The organism is Methylobacterium goesingense, from assembly GCF_022179225.1.
GTDB lineage: Bacteria > Pseudomonadota > Alphaproteobacteria > Rhizobiales > Beijerinckiaceae > Methylobacterium > Methylobacterium goesingense.
The window spans coordinates 13,617-32,762 of sequence record NZ_BPQL01000054.1 but is presented as its reverse complement, the minus strand read 5'-3'; the positions used below and the strand labels follow the sequence as shown (position 1 = coordinate 32,762).

At 69.3% G+C, this 19,146-nt stretch carries 16 protein-coding genes and 1 pseudogene; 12 read left to right on the top strand and 5 right to left on the bottom strand.

Translation table 11 applies throughout. The annotated features are described in order from the left end of the window. The 5 genes and pseudogenes from MFF30_RS10485 to MFF30_RS10465 all read left to right on the top strand — a co-directional run. Positions 1-236: pseudogene (locus MFF30_RS10485) on the top strand (ABC transporter ATP-binding protein); the annotation flags it as partial. 119 nt (positions 237-355) lie between these two features. Then, positions 356-1,585 carry a formamidase gene (gene fmdA, locus MFF30_RS10480; protein WP_238279300.1) on the top strand — a complete coding sequence of 410 codons (1,230 nt, stop codon included), beginning with the start codon at positions 356-358 and terminating at the stop codon, positions 1,583-1,585. Positions 1,586-1,587: 2 nt separating this feature from the next. After that, positions 1,588-1,902 (top strand): FmdB family zinc ribbon protein, encoded by a 315-nt coding sequence (locus MFF30_RS10475; RefSeq protein ID WP_238279299.1) that lies wholly within the window; start codon positions 1,588-1,590, stop codon positions 1,900-1,902. Between the two features lie 70 nt (positions 1,903-1,972). After that, positions 1,973-3,025 (top strand): aliphatic amidase, encoded by a 1,053-nt coding sequence (locus tag MFF30_RS10470; protein ID WP_238279298.1) that lies wholly within the window; start codon positions 1,973-1,975, stop codon positions 3,023-3,025. A 177-nt stretch (positions 3,026-3,202) separates the two neighbouring features. Next, a complete protein-coding gene (locus MFF30_RS10465; RefSeq protein WP_238279296.1) occupies positions 3,203-6,124 on the top strand; it encodes a PAS domain-containing hybrid sensor histidine kinase/response regulator in 2,922 nt (973 codons plus the stop codon). Between the two features lie 146 nt (positions 6,125-6,270). Here the strand turns inward: MFF30_RS10465 and MFF30_RS10460 are convergent, their stop codons facing one another. Continuing rightward, positions 6,271-7,179: a LysR family transcriptional regulator gene (locus MFF30_RS10460; protein ID WP_238279294.1), complete on the bottom strand. Its 909-nt coding sequence runs from the start codon at positions 7,177-7,179 to the stop codon at positions 6,271-6,273. A gap of 102 nt (positions 7,180-7,281) precedes the next feature. On the opposite strand from MFF30_RS10460, the gene MFF30_RS10455 reads away from it, so the two are divergent. The 7 genes from MFF30_RS10455 (at position 7,282) to MFF30_RS10425 (ending at position 14,852) form a co-directional block, all read left to right on the top strand. Beyond that, positions 7,282-7,725, top strand: a complete 444-nt coding sequence (locus MFF30_RS10455; RefSeq protein ID WP_238279293.1) for a PACE efflux transporter — start codon at positions 7,282-7,284, stop codon at positions 7,723-7,725. Positions 7,726-7,878: 153 nt separating this feature from the next. Continuing rightward, complete coding sequence (atzD, locus tag MFF30_RS10450) at positions 7,879-8,985, top strand: cyanuric acid amidohydrolase (protein WP_238279292.1); 1,107 nt, start codon at positions 7,879-7,881, stop codon at positions 8,983-8,985. Positions 8,986-8,989: 4 nt separating this feature from the next. After that, positions 8,990-10,399: a dihydropyrimidinase gene (gene hydA, locus MFF30_RS10445; protein WP_238279291.1), complete on the top strand. Its 1,410-nt coding sequence runs from the start codon at positions 8,990-8,992 to the stop codon at positions 10,397-10,399. 72 nt (positions 10,400-10,471) lie between these two features. Further along, positions 10,472-11,464: an ABC transporter ATP-binding protein gene (locus MFF30_RS10440; RefSeq protein ID WP_238279290.1), complete on the top strand. Its 993-nt coding sequence runs from the start codon at positions 10,472-10,474 to the stop codon at positions 11,462-11,464. Between the two features lie 29 nt (positions 11,465-11,493). Beyond that, on the top strand, positions 11,494-12,768 hold the full coding sequence (locus MFF30_RS10435; RefSeq protein WP_238279289.1) for an ABC transporter substrate-binding protein: 1,275 nt from the start codon (positions 11,494-11,496) through the stop codon (positions 12,766-12,768). Positions 12,769-13,012: 244 nt separating this feature from the next. Then, positions 13,013-13,960 carry an ABC transporter permease gene (locus MFF30_RS10430; protein WP_238279288.1) on the top strand — a complete coding sequence of 316 codons (948 nt, stop codon included), beginning with the start codon at positions 13,013-13,015 and terminating at the stop codon, positions 13,958-13,960. A gap of 1 nt (position 13,961) precedes the next feature. Next, positions 13,962-14,852, top strand: coding sequence for an ABC transporter permease (locus MFF30_RS10425; protein WP_238279286.1), 891 nt, complete (start codon positions 13,962-13,964; stop codon positions 14,850-14,852). Positions 14,853-14,995: 143 nt separating this feature from the next. Here the strand turns inward: MFF30_RS10425 and MFF30_RS10420 are convergent, their stop codons facing one another. Genes MFF30_RS10420 through MFF30_RS10405 form a run of 4 tightly spaced genes read right to left on the bottom strand, consistent with a single transcriptional unit; the run spans position 14,996 to position 18,958 of the window. Then, positions 14,996-16,021 carry an ABC transporter ATP-binding protein gene (locus MFF30_RS10420; RefSeq protein ID WP_238279285.1) on the bottom strand — a complete coding sequence of 342 codons (1,026 nt, stop codon included), beginning with the start codon at positions 16,019-16,021 and terminating at the stop codon, positions 14,996-14,998. Next, positions 16,018-17,079, bottom strand: coding sequence for an ABC transporter ATP-binding protein (locus MFF30_RS10415; protein WP_238279284.1), 1,062 nt, complete (start codon positions 17,077-17,079; stop codon positions 16,018-16,020). Before MFF30_RS10415 ends, MFF30_RS10420 begins: the two co-directional genes overlap by 4 nt. Continuing rightward, positions 17,076-18,005 carry an ABC transporter permease gene (locus tag MFF30_RS10410; RefSeq protein ID WP_238279283.1) on the bottom strand — a complete coding sequence of 310 codons (930 nt, stop codon included), beginning with the start codon at positions 18,003-18,005 and terminating at the stop codon, positions 17,076-17,078. The genes MFF30_RS10415 and MFF30_RS10410 overlap by 4 nt, the downstream gene beginning before the upstream one ends. Further along, on the bottom strand, positions 18,005-18,958 hold the full coding sequence (locus MFF30_RS10405; RefSeq protein ID WP_238279281.1) for an ABC transporter permease: 954 nt from the start codon (positions 18,956-18,958) through the stop codon (positions 18,005-18,007). Before MFF30_RS10405 ends, MFF30_RS10410 begins: the two co-directional genes overlap by 1 nt. Between the last annotated feature and the right edge of the window lie 188 nt (positions 18,959-19,146).

Sequence of the window (19,146 nt, the reverse complement as noted above, 5' to 3'; positions counted from 1 at the left end):
TGCTCCTCGACGAACCGACGGAAGGCATCCAGCCCTCGGTCATCCGCGAGATGGGCCGCACCCTGAAGAAGATCCGCGACGAGCGCGGCCTCTCCATCGTGGTCTCCGAGCAGGTGCTCAGCTTCGCCCTCGACGTGGCGGACCGGGTGCTGGTCATCGAGAACGGCCACATCGTGCACGAGTCGCTGCGCGCCGACATCGACGAGGCCCAGGTCGCCCGCTTCCTCTCGGTCTGATCGCACCGGGTTACCCGGTCCCGAGACGCCAACGCCAAAAACGCTCTTGCGTGCGGCCGGAGGACCGGCGCGCGCGAACGGGGACGCATGTCCCGAAACAGGGAAGGGAGCACGAGACGATGCCAGAGACCCTGATCAAGGTCGATCTCACGCAGTCGGCCTACGACAACGACATGGTGCACAACCGCTGGCACCCCGACATCCCGATGGTGGCCATGGTCAAGCCCGGCGATGACTTCATCGTGGAGACCTATGACTGGACCGGCGGCTTCATCAAGAACAACGATTCGGCCGACGATGTCCGCGACATCGACCTGTCGATCGTCCACTTCCTGTCCGGCCCGATCGGGGTCGAGGGCGCCGAGCCCGGCGACCTCCTGGTGGTCGACCTCCTCGACATCGGCGCCAAGCCCGAGAGCCAGTGGGGCTTCAACGGCTTCTTCTCCAAGAAGAACGGCGGCGGCTTCCTCGACGAGCACTTCCCCCTGGCCCAGAAGTCGATCTGGGACTTCGAGGGCATGTTCACCAAGTCGCGCCACATCCCCGGCGTGCGCTTCCCCGGCCTGATCCATCCCGGCCTGATCGGCTGCCTGCCCGACCCGAAGATGCTGGAGACCTGGAACACCCGCGAGAAGGCGCTGTTCGACACCGATCCGAAAAGGGTGCCGGCGCTGGCCACCCTCCCCTTCGCGCCCACCGCCCACATGGGCCGGCTCAAGGGCGAGGGCCGCGACAAGGCGGCGGCGACGGGCGCCCGCACGGTGCCGGGGCGCGAGCACGGCGGCAATTGCGACATCAAGGACCTGTCGCGCGGCTCGAAGATCTACTTCCCGGTCTACGTGCCGGGTGCGGGCCTCTCCATGGGCGACCTGCATTTCAGCCAGGGCGACGGCGAGATCACCTTCTGCGGCGCCATCGAGATGGCGGGCTGGGTCCACCTCAAGGTCAGCCTGATCAAGGACGGCATGGCCAAGTACGGGATCAAGAACCCGATCTTCAAGCCGTCGCCGGTGACGCCGAAGTTCGACGATCACCTCATCTTCGAGGGCGTCTCCGTCGACGAGTACGGCAAGCAGCATTACCTCGACGTCACGGTGGCCTACCGCCAGGCCTGCCTCAACGCGATCGAGTATCTGAAGAAGTTCGGCTATTCGGGCGCCCAGGCCTACTCGATCCTCGGCACGGCCCCGGTCCAGGGCCACATCTCCGGCGTCGTCGACATCCCGAACGCCTGCGCCACCCTCTGGATTCCGACGAAGATCTTCGAGTTCGACATCAATCCCGGAGCGGATGGGCCGACGAAGTTCATCGACGGGTCGATCCAGATGCCGCTCTCGCCGGATCTTTGAGCATGCCCGTCTACGATTACGCCTGCGAGACCTGCGGGCCGTTCACGGTCTTACGCCCGATGGCGCAGTTCCAGGATCCGCATGACTGCCCCGGTTGCGGGACGGTATGCGGGCGCGCCTTCCTCACCGCGCCGAACCTCGCCTCCATGGATGCGGGCCGGCGCAAGGCCTACGCGACCAACGAGCGGAGCGCGCATGCGCCCCGCAAGTCCTCCAGTCATGGCCCCGGCTGCGGATGCTGCGGAACCAAGGCGAAATCCAACCCCACGGCCGCCAAGAGTTTCCCGAACGCGCGGCCGTGGATGATCAGCCACTGATCCAAACGCGACGCCCCCTCCCCCCTGCAGAGGGGGGAGGGAAGATGCGGAAATCCGGAGGAATCACGCCATGATGCACGGAGACATTTCGTCGAGCCAGGACAGCGTCGGCGTCGCCGTCGTGAACTACAAGATGCCCCGTCTGCACACCCGGGCCGAGGTGCTGGAGAACGCGGGCAAGATCGCCGGCATGGTGGTGGGCATGAAGTCCGGCCTGCCCGGCATGGACCTGGTGATCTTCCCCGAATACTCGACCCACGGGATCATGTACGACGCGGCCGAGATGTACGAGACCGCCACCACGGTCCCGGGGCCTGAGACCGACATCTTCGCCGCCGCCTGCCGCAAGGCCCGGGTCTGGGGGGTGTTCTCGCTCACCGGCGAGCGCCACGAGGAGCACCCGAACAAGGCGCCCTACAACACCCTCATCCTGATGAACGACCAGGGCGAGATCGTGCAGAAGTACCGCAAGATCATGCCCTGGACCCCGATCGAGGGCTGGTACCCCGGCGACCGCACCTACGTCTCCGACGGCCCCAAGGGCCTGAAGATCAGCCTCATCATCTGCGACGACGGCAACTATCCCGAGATCTGGCGCGACTGCGCCATGAGGGGCGCCGAACTGATCATCCGCTGCCAGGGCTACATGTATCCGGCCAAGGAGCAGCAGATCCTGATGTCGAAGGCGATGGCGTTTGCCAACAACACCTACGTGGCGGTGGCCAACGCCGCCGGCTTCGACGGGGTCTACAGCTATTTCGGCCATTCGGCGGTGATCGGCTTCGACGGACGCACGCTCGGCGAGTGCGGCGAGGAGGAGATGGGCATCCAGTACGCCGCCCTGTCGAAGTTCCTGATCCGCGACGCGCGCGCCCACGGGCAGTCGGAGAACCACCTCTTCAAGCTGCTCCACCGCGGCTACACCGGCATGATCGCCTCGAAGGAGAATCGGCACGGCCTGTCGGAATGCCCCTACGACTTCTACCGCCGCTGGATCGAGGACCCCGACGCCACCCGCGACGCCGTGCGGGCCATCACGCGGCCTGGCGTCGGCACCGAGGAATGCCCGATCGAGGGCATCCCCTTCGTCGGCAAGGGCGAGGGGCCGCCCGACCCGAGGTGACTGCGCGTCGGCCCCGCTATCGTGTCGAAGGCCGGTCCCGCGAAGGCGGGGCCGGCCTTCGCCGTTGCGGCGCGCCCTCCCCCCATCCTTCGTTTGACCCGGGCAAGCGGCACCTCTACCGCCCATGGCGAGACCCGCAGCCCCGGATCGGACTCCGGAAAGGATGGACGTCACGGCATGAGCCAACCCGAGACCGACGCGCTTCTGCGCCGCGCCGAGGATCTGGAGCGGGAGGCCGCGCGTCTGCGGGCCGAGGCCCGCAGGACCGGCGGCGAGCGCGAGGGCGGGCCACGACCTGAGTCCGTGCCGCACCGGCAGGCGCTCCTCGACGGCACGACGCGATTTGCCATCGTGGGGACCGATCGCGACGGGGCGGTGACCGACTGGAATGCCGGTGCGACGCGCATCTTCGGCTGGTCCGCCGCAGCGATCCGGGGGCGGAGCATCGCCGCTTTGTTCACCCCCGAGGACCGCGCGATCGACCGGCATGCCACCGAGATGCGCCTCGCCCTGGCGCAGGGCCGCGCCGAGGACGAGCGCTGGCACCTGCGCGCGGACGGCTCCCGGTTCTGGGCCTCGGGCGAGATGATGCCCCTGCGGGATGGCGAGGGCGGCCACATCGGCTACGTCAAGGTCCTGAGCGATCGCACCGAGGAGCACCGGGCCGGGGATGCCCTGCGGGAGGCGGAGATGCGCCTGCGCCGGGCGCAGGAGGCCGGCGGTATCGGGGTGTTCTCGGTGGGCATCGACGATGGCGTCCTCCATCCGACGCCGGAGTTCTGCCGCCTCTACGGTCTGCCCGAGGCCGCCGCCTACCCGGCGACGGCCTTCGAGGGGCTGGTCGTCGCCGAGGACGCGCACCTCGTCTCCACCGCGGAGAGCCGGCGGCGGGGCGAGCCGCCGCGGGACGTCGAGTACCGCATCCGCCGCCCCGACACCGGCGCGCTTCGCTGGATCGCCCGCCGGGGCGAGATCGAGCGCGACGCCGACGGGCGTCCGGTCCGATTCTCGGGCGTCGCCCGCGACGTCACCGAGCAGCGCTCGGCCCGCGACGCCCTAGCCACCAGCGAGGCGCGCTACCGCGCGCTGTTCGAGGCCGTCGACGACGGGTTCTGCATCATCGAGTTCTTCGACGGGCCCCACGGCCCGTTGAGCGACTACGTCCACGTGGAGTCGAATGCCGGCTACGAGCGCCACACCGGCATCCCGGGCATCGTCGGCCGCACCCTGCGCGACCTCGCGCCGGCGGAGGCCGAGGGTTGGCTCGAACTCTACGGCGGCGTCCTGCGCACAGGCACCTCGATCCGCTTCGAGCGGGCCTTCCCGCTGGCCGGGCGATACATCGAGGTTTCCGCCGCCCGGATCGAACCGGCGAGCCGGCGCCAGGTCTCCGTGCTCTTCCGGGACGTCTCGGACCGCCGCCGGGCGGAGGATGCCTTGCGCGCCAGCGAGGCCCTGGCCCGGGAGAACATCGAGCGCGTGCAGCTCGCCCTGGCGGCCGGAGCCATCATCGGCACCTGGATCTGGGACCTGCCGAACGACCGCTTCAGCGTCGACGAGGCCTTTGCCCGCAGTTTCGGACTCGATCCGGCGGCGGGCCGCGAGGGCCTGAGCCTCGCCCAGGTGGTGGAGACCGTGCATCCGGACGACCGCGCCGGCCTCACTTCGGCGATCGAGGGCGCGATCGCCCGGGGGGGCGCCTACGCGCACCAGTACCGGACCCGTCGCGCCGACGGTCGTTACTACTGGCTGGAGGCCAACGGCCGGGTCGAGCACGGCCCGGACGGCACGCCCCTGCGCTTCCCCGGCGTCCTCATCGACATCGAGGAGCGCCGCGCCGGCGAGGCCGAGCGCGCGCGCGTCACCGAGCAGTTGCGCAGCCTCAACGAGACCCTGGAGCAGCGCGTCGCCGAGCGCACGGCCGAGCTGATGCGGGCCGAGGAGGCCCTGCGCCAGTCGCAGAAGATGGAGGCCGTCGGGCAACTGACCGGCGGGCTCGCCCACGACTTCAACAACATGCTGGCGGGCATCGTCGGATCCCTCGAACTGATGCAGACCCGGATGCTCCAGGGCCGGGTCGGCGACCTGGAACGCTACATCGGCGCGGCGCAGGGGGCGGCGCGCCGGGCTGCCGCCCTGACGCACCGCCTGCTCGCCTTCTCGCGCCGCCAGACCCTGGCGCCGAAGCCCACCGACGTGAACCGCCTCGTCGAGGGGATGGAGGAACTGGTTCGCCGCACGGTCGGCCCGGCGGTGTCGGTGGAGGTGGTGGGTGCCGCCGGCCTGTGGCCGACCCTGGTCGATCCGAGCCAGCTCGAGAACGCCCTCCTCAACCTCTGCATCAACGCCCGCGACGCCATGCCGGACGGCGGGCGAATCGTGGTCGAGACCGGCAACCGCTGGCTCGACCCGCGCGGTGCCCGCGAGCGCGACCTCGAGCCCGGCCAGTACGTCTCCCTCTGCGTCTCGGACAACGGCACCGGGATGACGCCCGACACCGCCGCCAAGGCCTTCGATCCGTTCTTCACCACGAAGCCGCTGGGCGAGGGCACCGGCCTTGGCCTGTCGATGATCTACGGCTTCGCCAAGCAGTCGGGCGGGCAGGTGCGGATCTATTCCGAGCCCGGCGAGGGCACGATGGTGTGCATCTACCTGCCGCGCCACCTCGGCGAGGCGGAGGGAGCGGAGCCGGTGCCGGACCTGTCGGAGGCGGCCCGGGCCAAGCTCGGCGAGACCGTGCTGGTGGTGGACGACGAGCCAACGGTGCGGATGCTCGTCACCGAGGTGCTGGAGGATCTCGGTTACGCCGCCATCGAGGCGGCCGACGGGGCGTCGGGCCTCAAGGTGCTGCAATCGGACGTGCGCATCGACCTCCTCGTCACCGATGTCGGCCTGCCCGGCGGCATGAACGGCCGGCAGATGGCGGAGGCGGCCCTGGTCTCGCGGCCCGGCCTGAAGGTGCTGTTCATCACCGGCTACGCCGAGAACGCCGCCCTCAACCACGGCCACCTCGCACCCGGCATGCAGGTGCTGGTCAAGCCCTTCGCGCTCGAAGCCCTCGCCACCCGAATCCGTGGCCTGATCGAGAGCGCCGACTGAAATGTCGTCCGCTTGATCAAAGCGGATGACGGATCGGCAAGTCCGCGCGGCGATTGAGCGAAGCCCAAATCCGCCATCCCGAGGGGATCAAACGGATTTGGGATGACGCGGCGGGCCCGCGCGGCGCTAAGACGAGGCGTGTTCCTTCAGCGCGGCCGATCCTCGCCCGCGAGGTTGCCGACCCGCTCCGCCGCGAAGCGCTCGCGGAGCCAGGCCGCGGCGGGGCCGCAGGGCCGCTGCTTGTGCCAGACCAATTCGAGGGCGATGGGCCAGTCGCCCTGATCGAACTGAAGGTCCGGCGTGACGAGGTAGGGCGCCGTGAGGGACGCGGCGATCACGTGATCGGTGACGAAAGCCCAGCCGATCCCGTGCTTCACCATCTCCAGGATGACCCAGTGGCTCTCGACCCACCACACCTCGGCGGCCACCCGCAGACGCCGCTTCTCCGGCCCGTCGCCGCGCGCCGCCACGAGGATCTGGCGGTGGCGCTTCAGCTCCTCCCACGCCACGCGGGCTTTCGCCAGCGGGTGGTCGCGCGCGCAAACGAGCTTGAGTGGAACCCAGCCGATGGTCTGGAAACCGAGTTCGGTCGGTAGGACTTCCTGGCGCCACATCACGCCGAGATGGGCGGCTCCGGACTGCACCATGCGGCTGACGTCCTCCATCAGCGGAAACAGCAGTTCCAGCTCGACGGAGGGGAAGGCCTTCGCGAAGTCGGCGAAGAGGGCGCCGAGGGCATGCTCGGGATAGAGTTCGTCGATCGCCACCACGAGCCGGTTCTCGATCCCCCGCTGAAGGCTGCTCGCCACGCCGATCAGGTGCTCCCGCCGGTCGAGCACGACGCGCGCTTCCAGCAACAGCCGCTCCCCCGCTGCGGTGAGAACGGGGTTCCTGCCCTCCCGGCTGAACAGCGCCAGCCCGAGATCGGCCTCGAGATTCGCGACCTGCGTGCTGATGGCCGACTGCGCCTTCCGCAAGGTGCGGGCCGCACCGGAGAAGGAGCCTGCCTCGGCGGCCGCTACGAATGCCTGGAGTTGGTCGAGCGATACGGCCATCTATCGGAAATCCAGATGCTTCCTAACTTGCCGACCCGGGTATCGCAGATAGAAAGCCGCGGACCATTCCGACGTTCCCAAGCAAGATTCCGAGACAAGACCATGCGCAGCACCCGCGACCGTATCCGCCACGCCATCCTGTTCGAGCTGATCGGGCTCGCACTTATCATCCCGCTCGGAGGCCTGCTGTTCGGGCTTCCTGCCTCCGACATGGGCGTGATCGGCGTCGGGAGCGCTCTGGTCGCAACGGTCTGGAACTACGTCTACAACCTCGGCTTCGATCGGGCGATGCAGCGACTGGCCGGGCACACGCGCAAGAGCCTCCTCCTGCGCGTGGGGCACGCCGTGCTTTTCGAGGCCGGGCTGCTCGTGATCCTGCTGCCGCCGATCGCCTGGTTCCTCGGCATCGGCCTCATCGAGGCCTTCGTGATGGATCTGGCGATCGCCGGTTTCTACGTGGCCTACGCCTTCGTGTTCAATCTGGCCTACGACCGAACCTTTCCGGTTCCGAGCTGGAGCGTGGCCACCGCGGAGGCGTCCCGCTGAGTTGGGCGCTTGACCTCCGGCACCCTCCATTTCGGGCGGCCCTGTTGCCGGTTCGGGAGCGCGGCGTGCAGAATCCAGCACTCGCGCGGGGCCCCCGCCCGGCCTAAGCCTGGGCGTGCGCCTCCCCACCGACCCGCCTGGTTCGAGAGCCCGATGCCCGAATGCCTCGCCTTCCGCGTGCCGACCCGGCACCCCGCCGACGTCTCGGGGGTGATGGAGCTCATCGCGGGTGGCGCCGTGGCGGCCGACGAGATCGTGGCGATCTTCGGGAAGACCGAAGGCAACGGCTGCGTCAACGATTTCACCCGCCAGCTCGCCGTGATGGCGCTGGAGACGGCGCTCGCGGGCGCGATGGGCTGCACGCCCGCTTCGGTCGGAGCGCGGGTGGCCCTCGTCATGTCCGGCGGCACCGAGGGCGGCCTCTCCCCTCACCTCCTCGTCCTGGCGCGCCGCGACGGTCCGGACGCACCGGGCGGAACCGCGCTCGCGGTCGGCACCGCCTTCACCGCCGATTTTCCGCCCGAGGCGATCGGCCGGATGGCGCAGGTGCGAGCCACCGCCGCGGCGGTGGCCGACGCCATGGCCCGGGCCGGGATCGACGATGCCGCGGACGTCCATTTCGTGCAGGTGAAATGCCCCCTCCTCACCAGCGCCCGCATCCACGAGGCGGCCGACCGTGGACAGCCTGTGGCCACCCACGACACCTACGCCTCCATGGGCTTGTCGCGCGGGGCCTCGGCGCTCGGCATCGCCCTGGCGCTCGGCGAGGTGGCGGAGGCGGACCTCTCGGACGCCGCCATCGGCGCACGGCGCGACCTCTATTCCGGGCGGGCCAGCGCCTCGGCGGGCATCGAACTCATGCGCAACGAGGTCATCGTGCTGGGCAACGCGCCCGGCTGGTCCGGTCCGCTCGCCATCGCCCACCGGGTCATGCGCGACGGCATCGACTTTTTCGCGATTCAGGGGGCCTTGGCGGATCTCGGGTTTCCCGGCTCCGGCCAGTTGGCCCCCGAGGCGTCCGGGCGCATCGTCGCGCTGCTCGCCAAGGCCGAGCCCTCGCATGACGGCCTGATCCGGGGACGGCGCCACATCATGAACGACGACAGCGACATCAACGCCACCCGGCACGCCCGCGCCCTCGTGGGCGGGGTCGCGGCCGCCGCGATCGGGCGCACCGACCTGTTCGTCTCCGGCGGTGCCGAGCACCAGGGGCCGGATGGCGGCGGCCCGGTGGCGATCATCGCCCGCGTGAGGGATTGACTGCATGCCGGAGTTCGATCTCGCCGTTCGGGGCGGCACCCTGGTCACCGCCACCGACACGTTTCCCGCCGATCTCGGCATCCGTGACGGCCGCATCGCGGCCATCGGCGCGCGGATCACCGATGCCGCCCGCACCCTCGATGCCTCCGGCCTGCTGGTGCTGCCCGGCGGGATCGACAGCCACGTCCACATCGCCCAGGCCTCGGGCCCCGGCATCGTCATGGCGGACGACTTCGCCTCCGCGACCCGTGCGGCGGCGGCCGGCGGCAACACCTGCGTGATGCCCTTCGCGCTCCAGCCCCGCGGCGCCTCCCTGCGAGAGGCCACCCACGCCTACCGGGCGCTGGCGGAGGGGCAGTGCCACATCGATGTCGCCATCCACCTCATCGTCTCCGACCCGACCCCGGCCGTGCTCGGCCAGGAACTGCCGGCCCTGATCGCCGAGGGCTACACGTCCTTCAAGGTCTTCATGACCTACGACGACCTCGTCCTGAACGACCGCCAGATCCTCGACGTGTTCGATCTCGCCCGCCGCGAGGGCGCCCGCGTCATGGTCCATGCGGAGGGCTACGACGCGATCCGGTACATGACCGAGAAGCTCGAGAAGGCCGGCGAGACCCGCCCCTTCGGCCATGCCCTCTCCCGGCCGCAGGTGGTCGAGCGGGAGGCGGCGCATCGGGCGATCAGCCACGCCGAACTCGTCGACCTGCCGATCGTCATCGTCCACGTCTCGGGCGAGCAGGCCATGGAGCAGATCGCCTGGGGCCGGGAGCGCGGTCTCAAGATCCACGCCGAGACCTGCCCGCAATATCTGACGCTCACCGCCGACCACATGAAGGGGCTCGGCTCCGACGATCCGATGGAGGGGGCGAAGTACGTCTGCTCGCCGCCGCCACGCGAGGCCGCGAACCAGGCTGCGATCTGGCGCGGAATCCAGACCGGATTGTTCGACGTGGTCTCCTCGGACCACTGCCCGTTCCGCTACGACGATCCGGCCGGCAAGCTCAATCCGAAGGGCCGGACCTCCTTCCGCTGGGTGCCCAACGGCATCCCGGGCATCGAGACCCGTCTGCCGATCCTGTTCTCGGAGGGCGTCTCGGCGGGGCGCATCTCCCTCAACCGCTTCGTGGAACTCACCGCCACGAACCACGCCAAGCTCTACGGGCTCTACCCGCGCAAGGGCTCGATCGGGATCGGCTTCGACGCCGACCTGACCCTGTGGGACCCGAACCGCCGCGAGACCATCCGGCAGGCCAACCTCCATCACGGGGCGGATTACACGCCCTGGGAGGGGTTTTCGGTCACGGGCTGGCCGGTGACGACGATCGCGCGGGGCGCGATCGTCGCCGAGAATGGCCGGGTGGTCGGTCCGCTCGGCCACGGACAGGTGATCGACCGGGCCGTGAGCCCGTAGGAACGCGGATATCCGCGCCGAATCGGGTATCCTCTGGCCCGGCCCTTGCTCGTCCCCCGGGGGGAGACATTCATGGACGTCGAGCTGATCCGCCTGACCAAGCGCTACGGCCACACCACGGCCGTGGACGGCATCGACCTCAAGGTCCGCTCGGGCGCCTATTGCTGCCTGCTCGGCCCCTCTGGCTGCGGCAAAACCACGACGCTCCGGATGATCGGCGGGCACGAGACGGTGTCCTCCGGCGACGTGGTCATCGGCCCGCGCGCCGTGGGTGACGCCACGCCGGCCGAGCGCGGCACCGCGATGATGTTCCAGAGCTATGCCCTGTTTCCCCACCTGAATTGCCGCGACAACGTCGCCTTCAGCCTGAAGATGCGAGGCATCCCGAAGGCCGAGCGCCGCGCCAAGGCGCTGGCGATGCTCGACCTCGTGCAGATGGCTCATCTGGCCGAACGGTTGCCGGCGCAGCTCTCCGGTGGCCAGCAGCAACGCGTGGCGCTCGCCCGCGCGCTGGTCACCGGACCCAAGGTTCTGCTTCTCGACGAGCCGCTCTCGGCCCTCGATCCGTTCCTGCGGGTGCGGATGCGGACCGAACTGAAGCGGCTCCAGGCCGAGCTCGGCATCACCTTCATCCACGTCACCCACAGCCAGGAGGAGGCGATGGCGCTGTCCGACCTCGTGGTGGTGATGAACGGGGGGCGCATCGAGCAGGCGGCCGACCCGCGCACCGTGTTCGAGCGCCCCGCCACCGCCTTCGTCGCCCGCTTCATCGGTGGCCACAACGTCATCCGCCTGCCCGATGCGACCGAGGTGGCGGTGCGCGCCGACCGGATGCGCCTCGGTGCGCAGGCCGGTCCGGAGGCCGTGCCGGCCCGCGTCGTCTCGGTGGAGTACCAGGGCACCAGCGTGCATGTGGGATTCGAGGCCGACGGCCTCGGCGGAGGCCCCGCGACCGCGCTGACGGCGGTGATCGACGACGCGGCCTATGCGGGCGCCCCCCTCGCGCTCGGGCAGACCGTGCCACTGGGCTGGGACGCCGACGCGGCCCACCGCCTGAGCGCCTGATCCGTTTTTTACCGCGTAGAGGAACCCGCATGACGACTCCGATCAAGCTGAGCCGCCGCACCCTGCTCCAGGGCGCGGGTGCCACCGGACTGGCCCTCGGCGCCGGTCCGATCACCGGCTTTCCCAACGTGATCGCGGCCGAACCCGTGACCCTGCGCTACCTCGGCACCGCGGTGAACCAGTCCGGCGACATCGCCCGCAAGGTGAAGGAGGATCTCGGCATCACCATCGAGTACATCCCCGTCGTCACCGACGAGGTGACCAAGCGCGTGGTGACGCAGCCGAACTCCTTCGACCTCCTCGACACCGAGTTCTTCAGCCTCAAGAAGCTCATCCCCTCGGGCAACATCCAGGGCATGGACGCCCGCCGGATCAAGCAGGCGGACAACATCACCCCGGTCTTCACCAAGGGCGAGGTCGCCGGCAAGAAGATCGGCGACCAGGGCACCGCGCCCAAGAAGGTCTTCTACCTCGAGGGACAGAATTCGAAGAACTTCGCCGGTTCGGCCACCGAGTGGATCACCCTGATCCCCACCACCTACAACGCCGACACGCTCGGCATTCGCCCGGACCTGATCAAGCGCCCGATCACGAGCTGGAAGGAACTCCTGAACCCTGAATTCAAGGGCAAGGCCTCGATCCTCAACATCCCCTCCATCGGCATCATGGATGCCGCCATGGTGATCGAGGCCACCGGGGACTACACCTATCCCGACAAGGGCAACATGACGAAGGCGGAGATCGACCGCACCATCAAGCTCTTGATCGAGGCTAAGCGCGCCGGCCAGTTCCGCGCCTTCTGGCAGGACTTCAACGAATCCGTGAACCTGATGGCGTCGGGCGAGACCGTGATCCAGTCGATGTGGTCGCCCGCCGTCACCAAGGTCCGCTCTCAGGGCGTGGCCTGCACCTACCAGCCCCTCAAGGAAGGCTACCGCGCCTGGGCCACCGGCTTCGGCTTGCCCAAGACCCTGACGGGCCGCAAGCTGGATGCGGCCTACGACTTCATCAACTGGTTCCTCTCCGGCTGGGCCGGCGCCTACCTCAACCGCCAGGGCTATTACTCGGCCGTGCTGGAGACGGCCAAATCACACATGGAGCCCTACGAGTGGGCCTACTGGATGGAGGGCAAGCCCGCCGAGAAGGACATCAAAGGGCCGGACGGCAGCGTGCTGGAGAAGGCCGGCGCCACCCGCGACGGTGGCTCCTTCGAGACCCGCATGGGCTCCGTCGCCTGCTGGAACGCCGTGATGGACGAGAACACCTACATGGTCCGCAAGTGGAACGAGTTCATCGCGGCGTGAGCGGGGCGGTGTGCCACCCACGGAGCGCGTGCCCCTCTGCCCGCCCGGCGGGGAGAGGGCCTCGTCCTCCCCTTGGCGGGAGGCGAGGCGAGCCCGGCAGGGCGATGGTGAGGGGGTATCTCCGGTCGTGCCGCCTCCGGTGGCGCCCCCTCACCCTCGCTGCCGCTCGGCTCGCCCCCGGCAAGGGGGGCGAACCCCTCTCCCCGCAAGCGGGGCGAGGTTCTGTGCTCAGCCGGAGTGAGCCATGACCGACGCCGTTCTCCCCGCCATCGCGGACGCGCCGCCCGTCGCGGCCCCGACCACCAGCCTCACGGCCAAGACGCGCCGGCGGCAGGCGTTGGCCTATCTCCAGGCCGCTCCGATGGCGCTCGTGTTCCTCGTCTTCTTCGTAGTGCCCCTGGGCCTGACCCTGATCGTCAGCTTCTGGGAGTACAACGAGTACGAGATCATCCCGTCCTTCACGGTGCAGAACTACATCGACGTGTTCGAGGGTTGCCTCAACACGGCGGATGCCTGCACGACCGTGCGGACCTACCTCTCGACCCTGAAGTTCTGCGCGCTGACCTGGGCCTTCACCCTCGTGATCGGCTTCACGGTGGCCTATTTCGTCGCCTTCCACGTCCGCTCGCGCACGATGCAGATGGCGCTGTTCCTCGTCTGCACGATCCCGTTCTGGACCTCGAACGTGATCCGGATGATCTCCTGGATCCCGCTGCTCGGCCGCAACGGCCTCGTCAACGACACCCTGATGGGGATGGGCCTCATCAAGTCGCCGATCGAGGGCCTGCTCTATTCGGATTTCTCGGTGGTGCTCGCCTTCGTGCATCTGAACACGGTCTTCATGATCGTGCCGATCTTCAACAGCATGGCGCGCATCGACCGCGCGCTGATCGAGGCGGCCTATGATTCCGGCGCCACCGGCTGGCAGACCCTCTGGAACGTGGTGGTGCCGCTGGCGAAACCCGGCATCGCCATCGGGTCGATCTTCGTGATCACCCTGGTGATGGGCGACTTCGTCACGGTCGGCGTCATGGGCGGCCAGCAGATCGCCTCCGTCGGTAAGGTCATCCAGGTCCAGATGTCGGCCCTGCAACTGCCGGCGGCGGCGGCCAACGCCGTGGTGCTGCTCGGCGCCGTGATGCTGATGATCGTGGCGATGACCCGGCTCATCGACCTGCGCAAGGAACTCTGAGATGAGCGACCGGCCCCGCTCCCCGGCCTTCTACGCGCTCGCGGCCTTCTTCTGCCTGTTCGTGGCCTTCCTGTACGGGCCGACGCTGACGATCCTGGTACTGAGCTTCCAGGGGCCGCAGGGCGGACTGACGTTTCCGATGAACGGGGTCTCGACGCACTGGTTCGGCAAGCTCTGGGCGGGTCTGGGCATCGTCGACATCTGGGGAGCGCTGTGGCGATCCTTGCGCCTCGGCCTCGTGGTGATGCTCCTCACCGTCGTCATCGCGTTCTTCGCAGGATTGGCCTTCCGCAAGCGCTTCCGCGGCGAGGGCGCGCTGTTCACCATCGCGGTCGCGAGCCTGATCGTGCCCTCCATCGTGGTCTCGCTCGGCATCGGGCTGGAATTCCGGCTCCTGGACGACGCCGTGAACTGGGCCGCCGCCGAGACCGGCTGGGGCTGGCTCCAGGAGCACGGCACCCTGATGGGCCTCTACACCTCGGCGCTCGGCGCCCACCTGACCTGGACGCTGCCCTTCGGCCTCCTCATCATGTTCGCGGTCTTCAACCGGTTCGACCCGGCCTACGAGGAGGCCGCCCGCGATCTCGGCGCCACCGGGGCTCAGACCCTGCGCCACGTGGTGGTGCCGATCCTCGGGCCCTCGCTGGTCGGCGTCGCCCTGTTCGGCTTCACCCTGTCGTTCGACGAACTCGCGCGAACGAGCCAAGCCATCGGTGGCCGCAACACCCTGCCGCTGGAGTTGCAGGGCCTGACCACCACCGTCACGACGCCGGAGATCTACGCGCTGGGCACCCTCACCACCGGCCTGTCCCTCGCGGTGATCGGGCTGGCTTTGGGGACGAGCCTGTATCTCCAGAAGCGGAAGGCGAAGGCCGGGTTGCGGCTGGGCTGAGCTCGAATTCTTCTCCCCCCTGCGGGAGAAGGTGGCCCGCGTCAGCGGGTCGAATGAGGGGCGCGCGCGATCCGGACTCGTCGCCCCCTCTCCCGGTCGCTCCGCGACCACCCTCCCCCGCAATGGGGGGAGGGTTTCCGGTCTCACACCACCGCCTCGGCCACCGCCGCCTTGTCCGCCTGGAACGCCGCATGCGCCGCCTCCGTGCGCCAGCAGGCGGCCCGGTGGCCGGGCTGCACATCGACGTAAGGGGGCGCCTCGACCCGGCAGCGCTCCTCGGCCAGGAAGCAGCGCGGGGCGAAGGGGCAGCCCGGCGGGCGGTTGGCGAGGTCCGGCGGGCTGCCGGGAATCGTCTTCAGGCGCGTGCCCTTGGCGAGCGCCCCGTCGGCCCGGCTGCGCAGGAGGCCGATCGTATAGGGGTGGTGGGGGTCGAGCACCACGTCGCGGGCGGAGCCCTCCTCGACGATGCGGCCGGCATACATGACCGCGATCCGGTCGGCGACCTCGACCGCCGCGCCGAGATCGTGGGTGACGAAGATGGTCGAGAGGCCGAGTTCGGCCTGCAACTCGCGCAGCAGCAGCAGGATCTGGATCTGCACGGTGGCGTCCAGCGCCGTGGTCGGCTCGTCGGCGAGCAGCACCTGCGGTCGGCAGGCCAGCGCCAGCGCGATCATCGCCCGCTGGCGCATGCCACCCGACATCTCGTGCGGATAGGCGTCGAGGCGCCGCTCCGGGCTCGGGATGCGCACCCGCTCGAACAGCGCCAGGGCACGCTGGCGGGCCGCTCCGGCACTGATCCGCTCGTGCTGGCGGATCGCCTCGGTGATCTGTTGACCCACGGTGTAGACGGGATCGAGGGCGAGCAGCGGCTCCTGGAAAATCATCGCCACGGCCCGGCCGCGCAGGGCCTGCAGGGCCTTGGGCGACATCGCCATGACGTCCTGGCCGGCGACCCGGATCTCGCCGCCGATCTGGGTCTTGCGCTCCGGGTTCAGGCGCATGATCGCCCGCAAGGTCACGCTCTTGCCGGAGCCGGATTCGCCGATCAGCGCCACCGCCTGGCCGCGCTCGAGGGTGATGTCGACCCCATCCACGGCCTCGACCACGCCGCCGAAGACGACCGTGAGATTCCGGATCGCGACGGCCGGTTCGGTTGCGGGCGCGCTCATGCGGCCACCGTCAGGCTGGGGGACAGGGTGTGGCCGGAGCCCGGCTGGCGGGCGAGGCAGGCGACGCGGTGGCTGGCGTCGAGGGTGTCCAGCGGCGGGACCGTGCCCCGGCAGACGGGCTCCACCAGGGCGCAGCGTGGATGGAAGCGGCAGCCGGCGGGCGGGTTGATCGGGTTCGGCGGATCGCCGGCGAGCGGCGCCACCTCGGTCCGCGCATCCGGGTCCATCGAGGGCATCGAGGACAGGAGCGCCGCCGTGTAGGGATGGGCCGGCGCGGCCAGGACCGTGTCGGCGGGGCCGATCTCGACCACCTGTCCGAGATACATCACCGCCACACGGTCGCAGATGAAGCGCACCACGTTGAGGTCGTGGCTGATGAACAGGTAGGTGAGGTTGAACTCCTGCTTGAGGTCCATCAGCAGGTTCAGCACCTGCGCCTCCACCGACTTGTCCAGCGCGGAAACCGCCTCGTCGAGCACCACGAGACGGGGTTCGAGCGCCAGCGCCCGGGCGATGTTGACGCGCTGGCGCTGGCCCCCGGACAGTTCGTGGGGATAGCGCGCGGCGAAGCGCGCCGGTTCCAGCCCCACCCGGGCGAGCAGGGAGCGGGCGCGCTCGATGGCCTGGCGCTTCGGGACCCCGTGCACCTGCGGCCCGAAGGCGATGGAGCCCTCGATGGTCATGCGCGGATTGAGGGAGGAGTAGCTGTCCTGGAACACCATCTGGGCCTGGGCCCGGAAGTCGCGCAGGGGAAGCGCCCGGCTGCCGATGCGCTCGCCGTCGAACAGCAGGTCGCCGGAATCGTGGCCGATCAGCCCCATGATGAGCCGGGCGGTGGTGGACTTGCCGCAGCCCGACTCGCCGACGACCCCGAGGGTCTCGCCCTTCAGGATCTCGAAGTCGACGCCGTCCACGGCGCGCACCACCGCCTTCGCGCCGCCGAATCCCTTCTTGATGGGAAAGTGCTTCACGAGGCGGTCGACGGTGAGGAGGGGCTGGGCCGGGCCGCCACGGTCTCGGGCTATCGGAACCGTGGGCGCGCCGATGGGCATGCTCATGCCTTCACCTCCATGGCGGACCGCAGGCCGTCGGAGAACAGGTTGAACGAGATCGAGACGATGAAGATGGCGAGCCCCGGCAGGGCGGCGACCATCGGGTTCACGTAGATCGCCGTGCGCAGGGTGTTGAGCATCAGGCCCCATTCGGGCTCGGGCGGCTTCACGCCGAGGCCGAGGAAGGACAGGCCCGAGGCCAGGATCATCGACACGCTGATGAGGCTGGTGGCGTAGACGAAGATCGGCCCGAGCACGTTGCCGAGCACCTGCACCCGCAGGATCGTCAGGGTCGAGGCGCCCGAGAGGCGGGCCGCGTCGACGTAGTCCCGGGCGCGGATCTGGGTGGTCACGCTTTCGGCCACGCGGGCGATCTGGGGCACGAACACGCAGGTCAGCGACACGATGGAGTTGACGATACCGGCCCCCAGGGCGCCGGAGAGCGCGATGGCCAGCAGGACCGAGGGAAAGGCGAAGAACACGTCCACCGTGCGCATCAGCACGGTGTTGACCCAGCCGCCGACGTAGCCCGCCAGGATGCCGATGCCGGATCCGATGACGAAGGCGAGGATGACCGGCGTGACGCCGATAAATAGGGAAAGGCGCCCGCCCATCATCAGGCGGCTCAGCATGTCGCGGCCGAGTTCGTCTGACCCTAAGATGTAGGTCGCGTCGCCGATGGGCTTCAGGCGCCGCAGCATCGAGCCGCGATAGGGGTCCATCGGGGTGATCCAGGGCGAGAGCAGCGCAACCGCCACGATCGCCAGGATGACGCAGGCGGCCGCCATCGCCACGGGATCGCGCAGGAGCTTGTGGCCGACCTGCCCCCAGAACCCCCGGGAGGGCACGAAGGCGTCGGGCGCCGTCGGCGTCGGGGCGGTCCCGCCGGCGATGTCGAGGACGGGTGCCGCGGCCTGTGTCGCGTGTGCCATCAGCCCCTCTCGATGCGCGGGTCGAGCGCCGTCTGCACGACGTCGACGATGAGGTTGAGGGCGACGAAGAACATCGCCAGGACAAGGATCGAGCCCTGGAGCAGGGGCAGGTCGCGCTGGAAGATCGCGGCGTTGAGGAGGAAGCCGGTGCCGGGCCAGGCGAACACCGTCTCGATCAGGATCGAGCCGCCGAGCAGGTAGCCGAGCTGCAGGCCCATGATGGCCAGCGCCGTCGGGGCGGCGTTCTTGACCACGTGCCGGAACACGCCGAACTCGCTCATGCCCTTGGCGCGCAGCGCGCCGACGAAATCCTGCGCGAGGATGTCGCCCACCAGCGCCCGGATGGTGCGGGCGATGACGCCCATGGGGATCACCGACATCGTGAGCGCGGGCAGGATGATGTAGCGCAGGTGGTCGAGATCGGGCCGCCAGTTGCCGGAGCCGTCCGGCCCGGCGCCGGTGGGCGGCAGCCAGCCGAGCTGGGCCGAGAACACGATGACCAGCACCATGCCGAGCCAGTAGTGCGGCACGCTGACCCCGAACACCGACACCGCCGAGGCGAGCCGGTCCAGGATCGAGTTGCGAAAGTATCCGGCCACGAACCCGAACAGGCAGCCGAAGGTGAAGCCGATCAGCGTCGCCACGCTAGCGAGGATCAGGCTGTTGACCACCGCCCGGCCGACCTCCTGCACCACGGGGCGGCCCGTGGCGATGGAAATGCCGAGGTCGCCCTGGAGCACGTGCCAGAGCCAGATCACGTACTGCACCGGCAGCGGCTTGTCGTAGCCGTAGGCCGCCCGCATGGCGTCGATGGTCTCCTGCGTGGCGTCCACCGGGAGCACGGCGCTCAAGGGGTCGCCGGGGGCAAGGTGCACCAGCAGGAAGCAGACGACGCTGACGCCGAGGGCCACCGGCGTGACGGTCAGCAGGCGCTGGAGGATGAACTTCAGCATGATGCGAAGCCTCGGAACGCATCGTCACCCGGCGACCATGCGGCCGAGGTCTTCGATCGTGAGCACGAAGCACCACGGGGCTCCCGCTCCTCGAAGGAGAGGGATGGGGTGAGGTGTAGTCCACGTTCGGAGAGGTCACGCACCTCGCCCTGTCCCTCTCCTTCCAGGAGAGGGGACCCGCGCAGCCC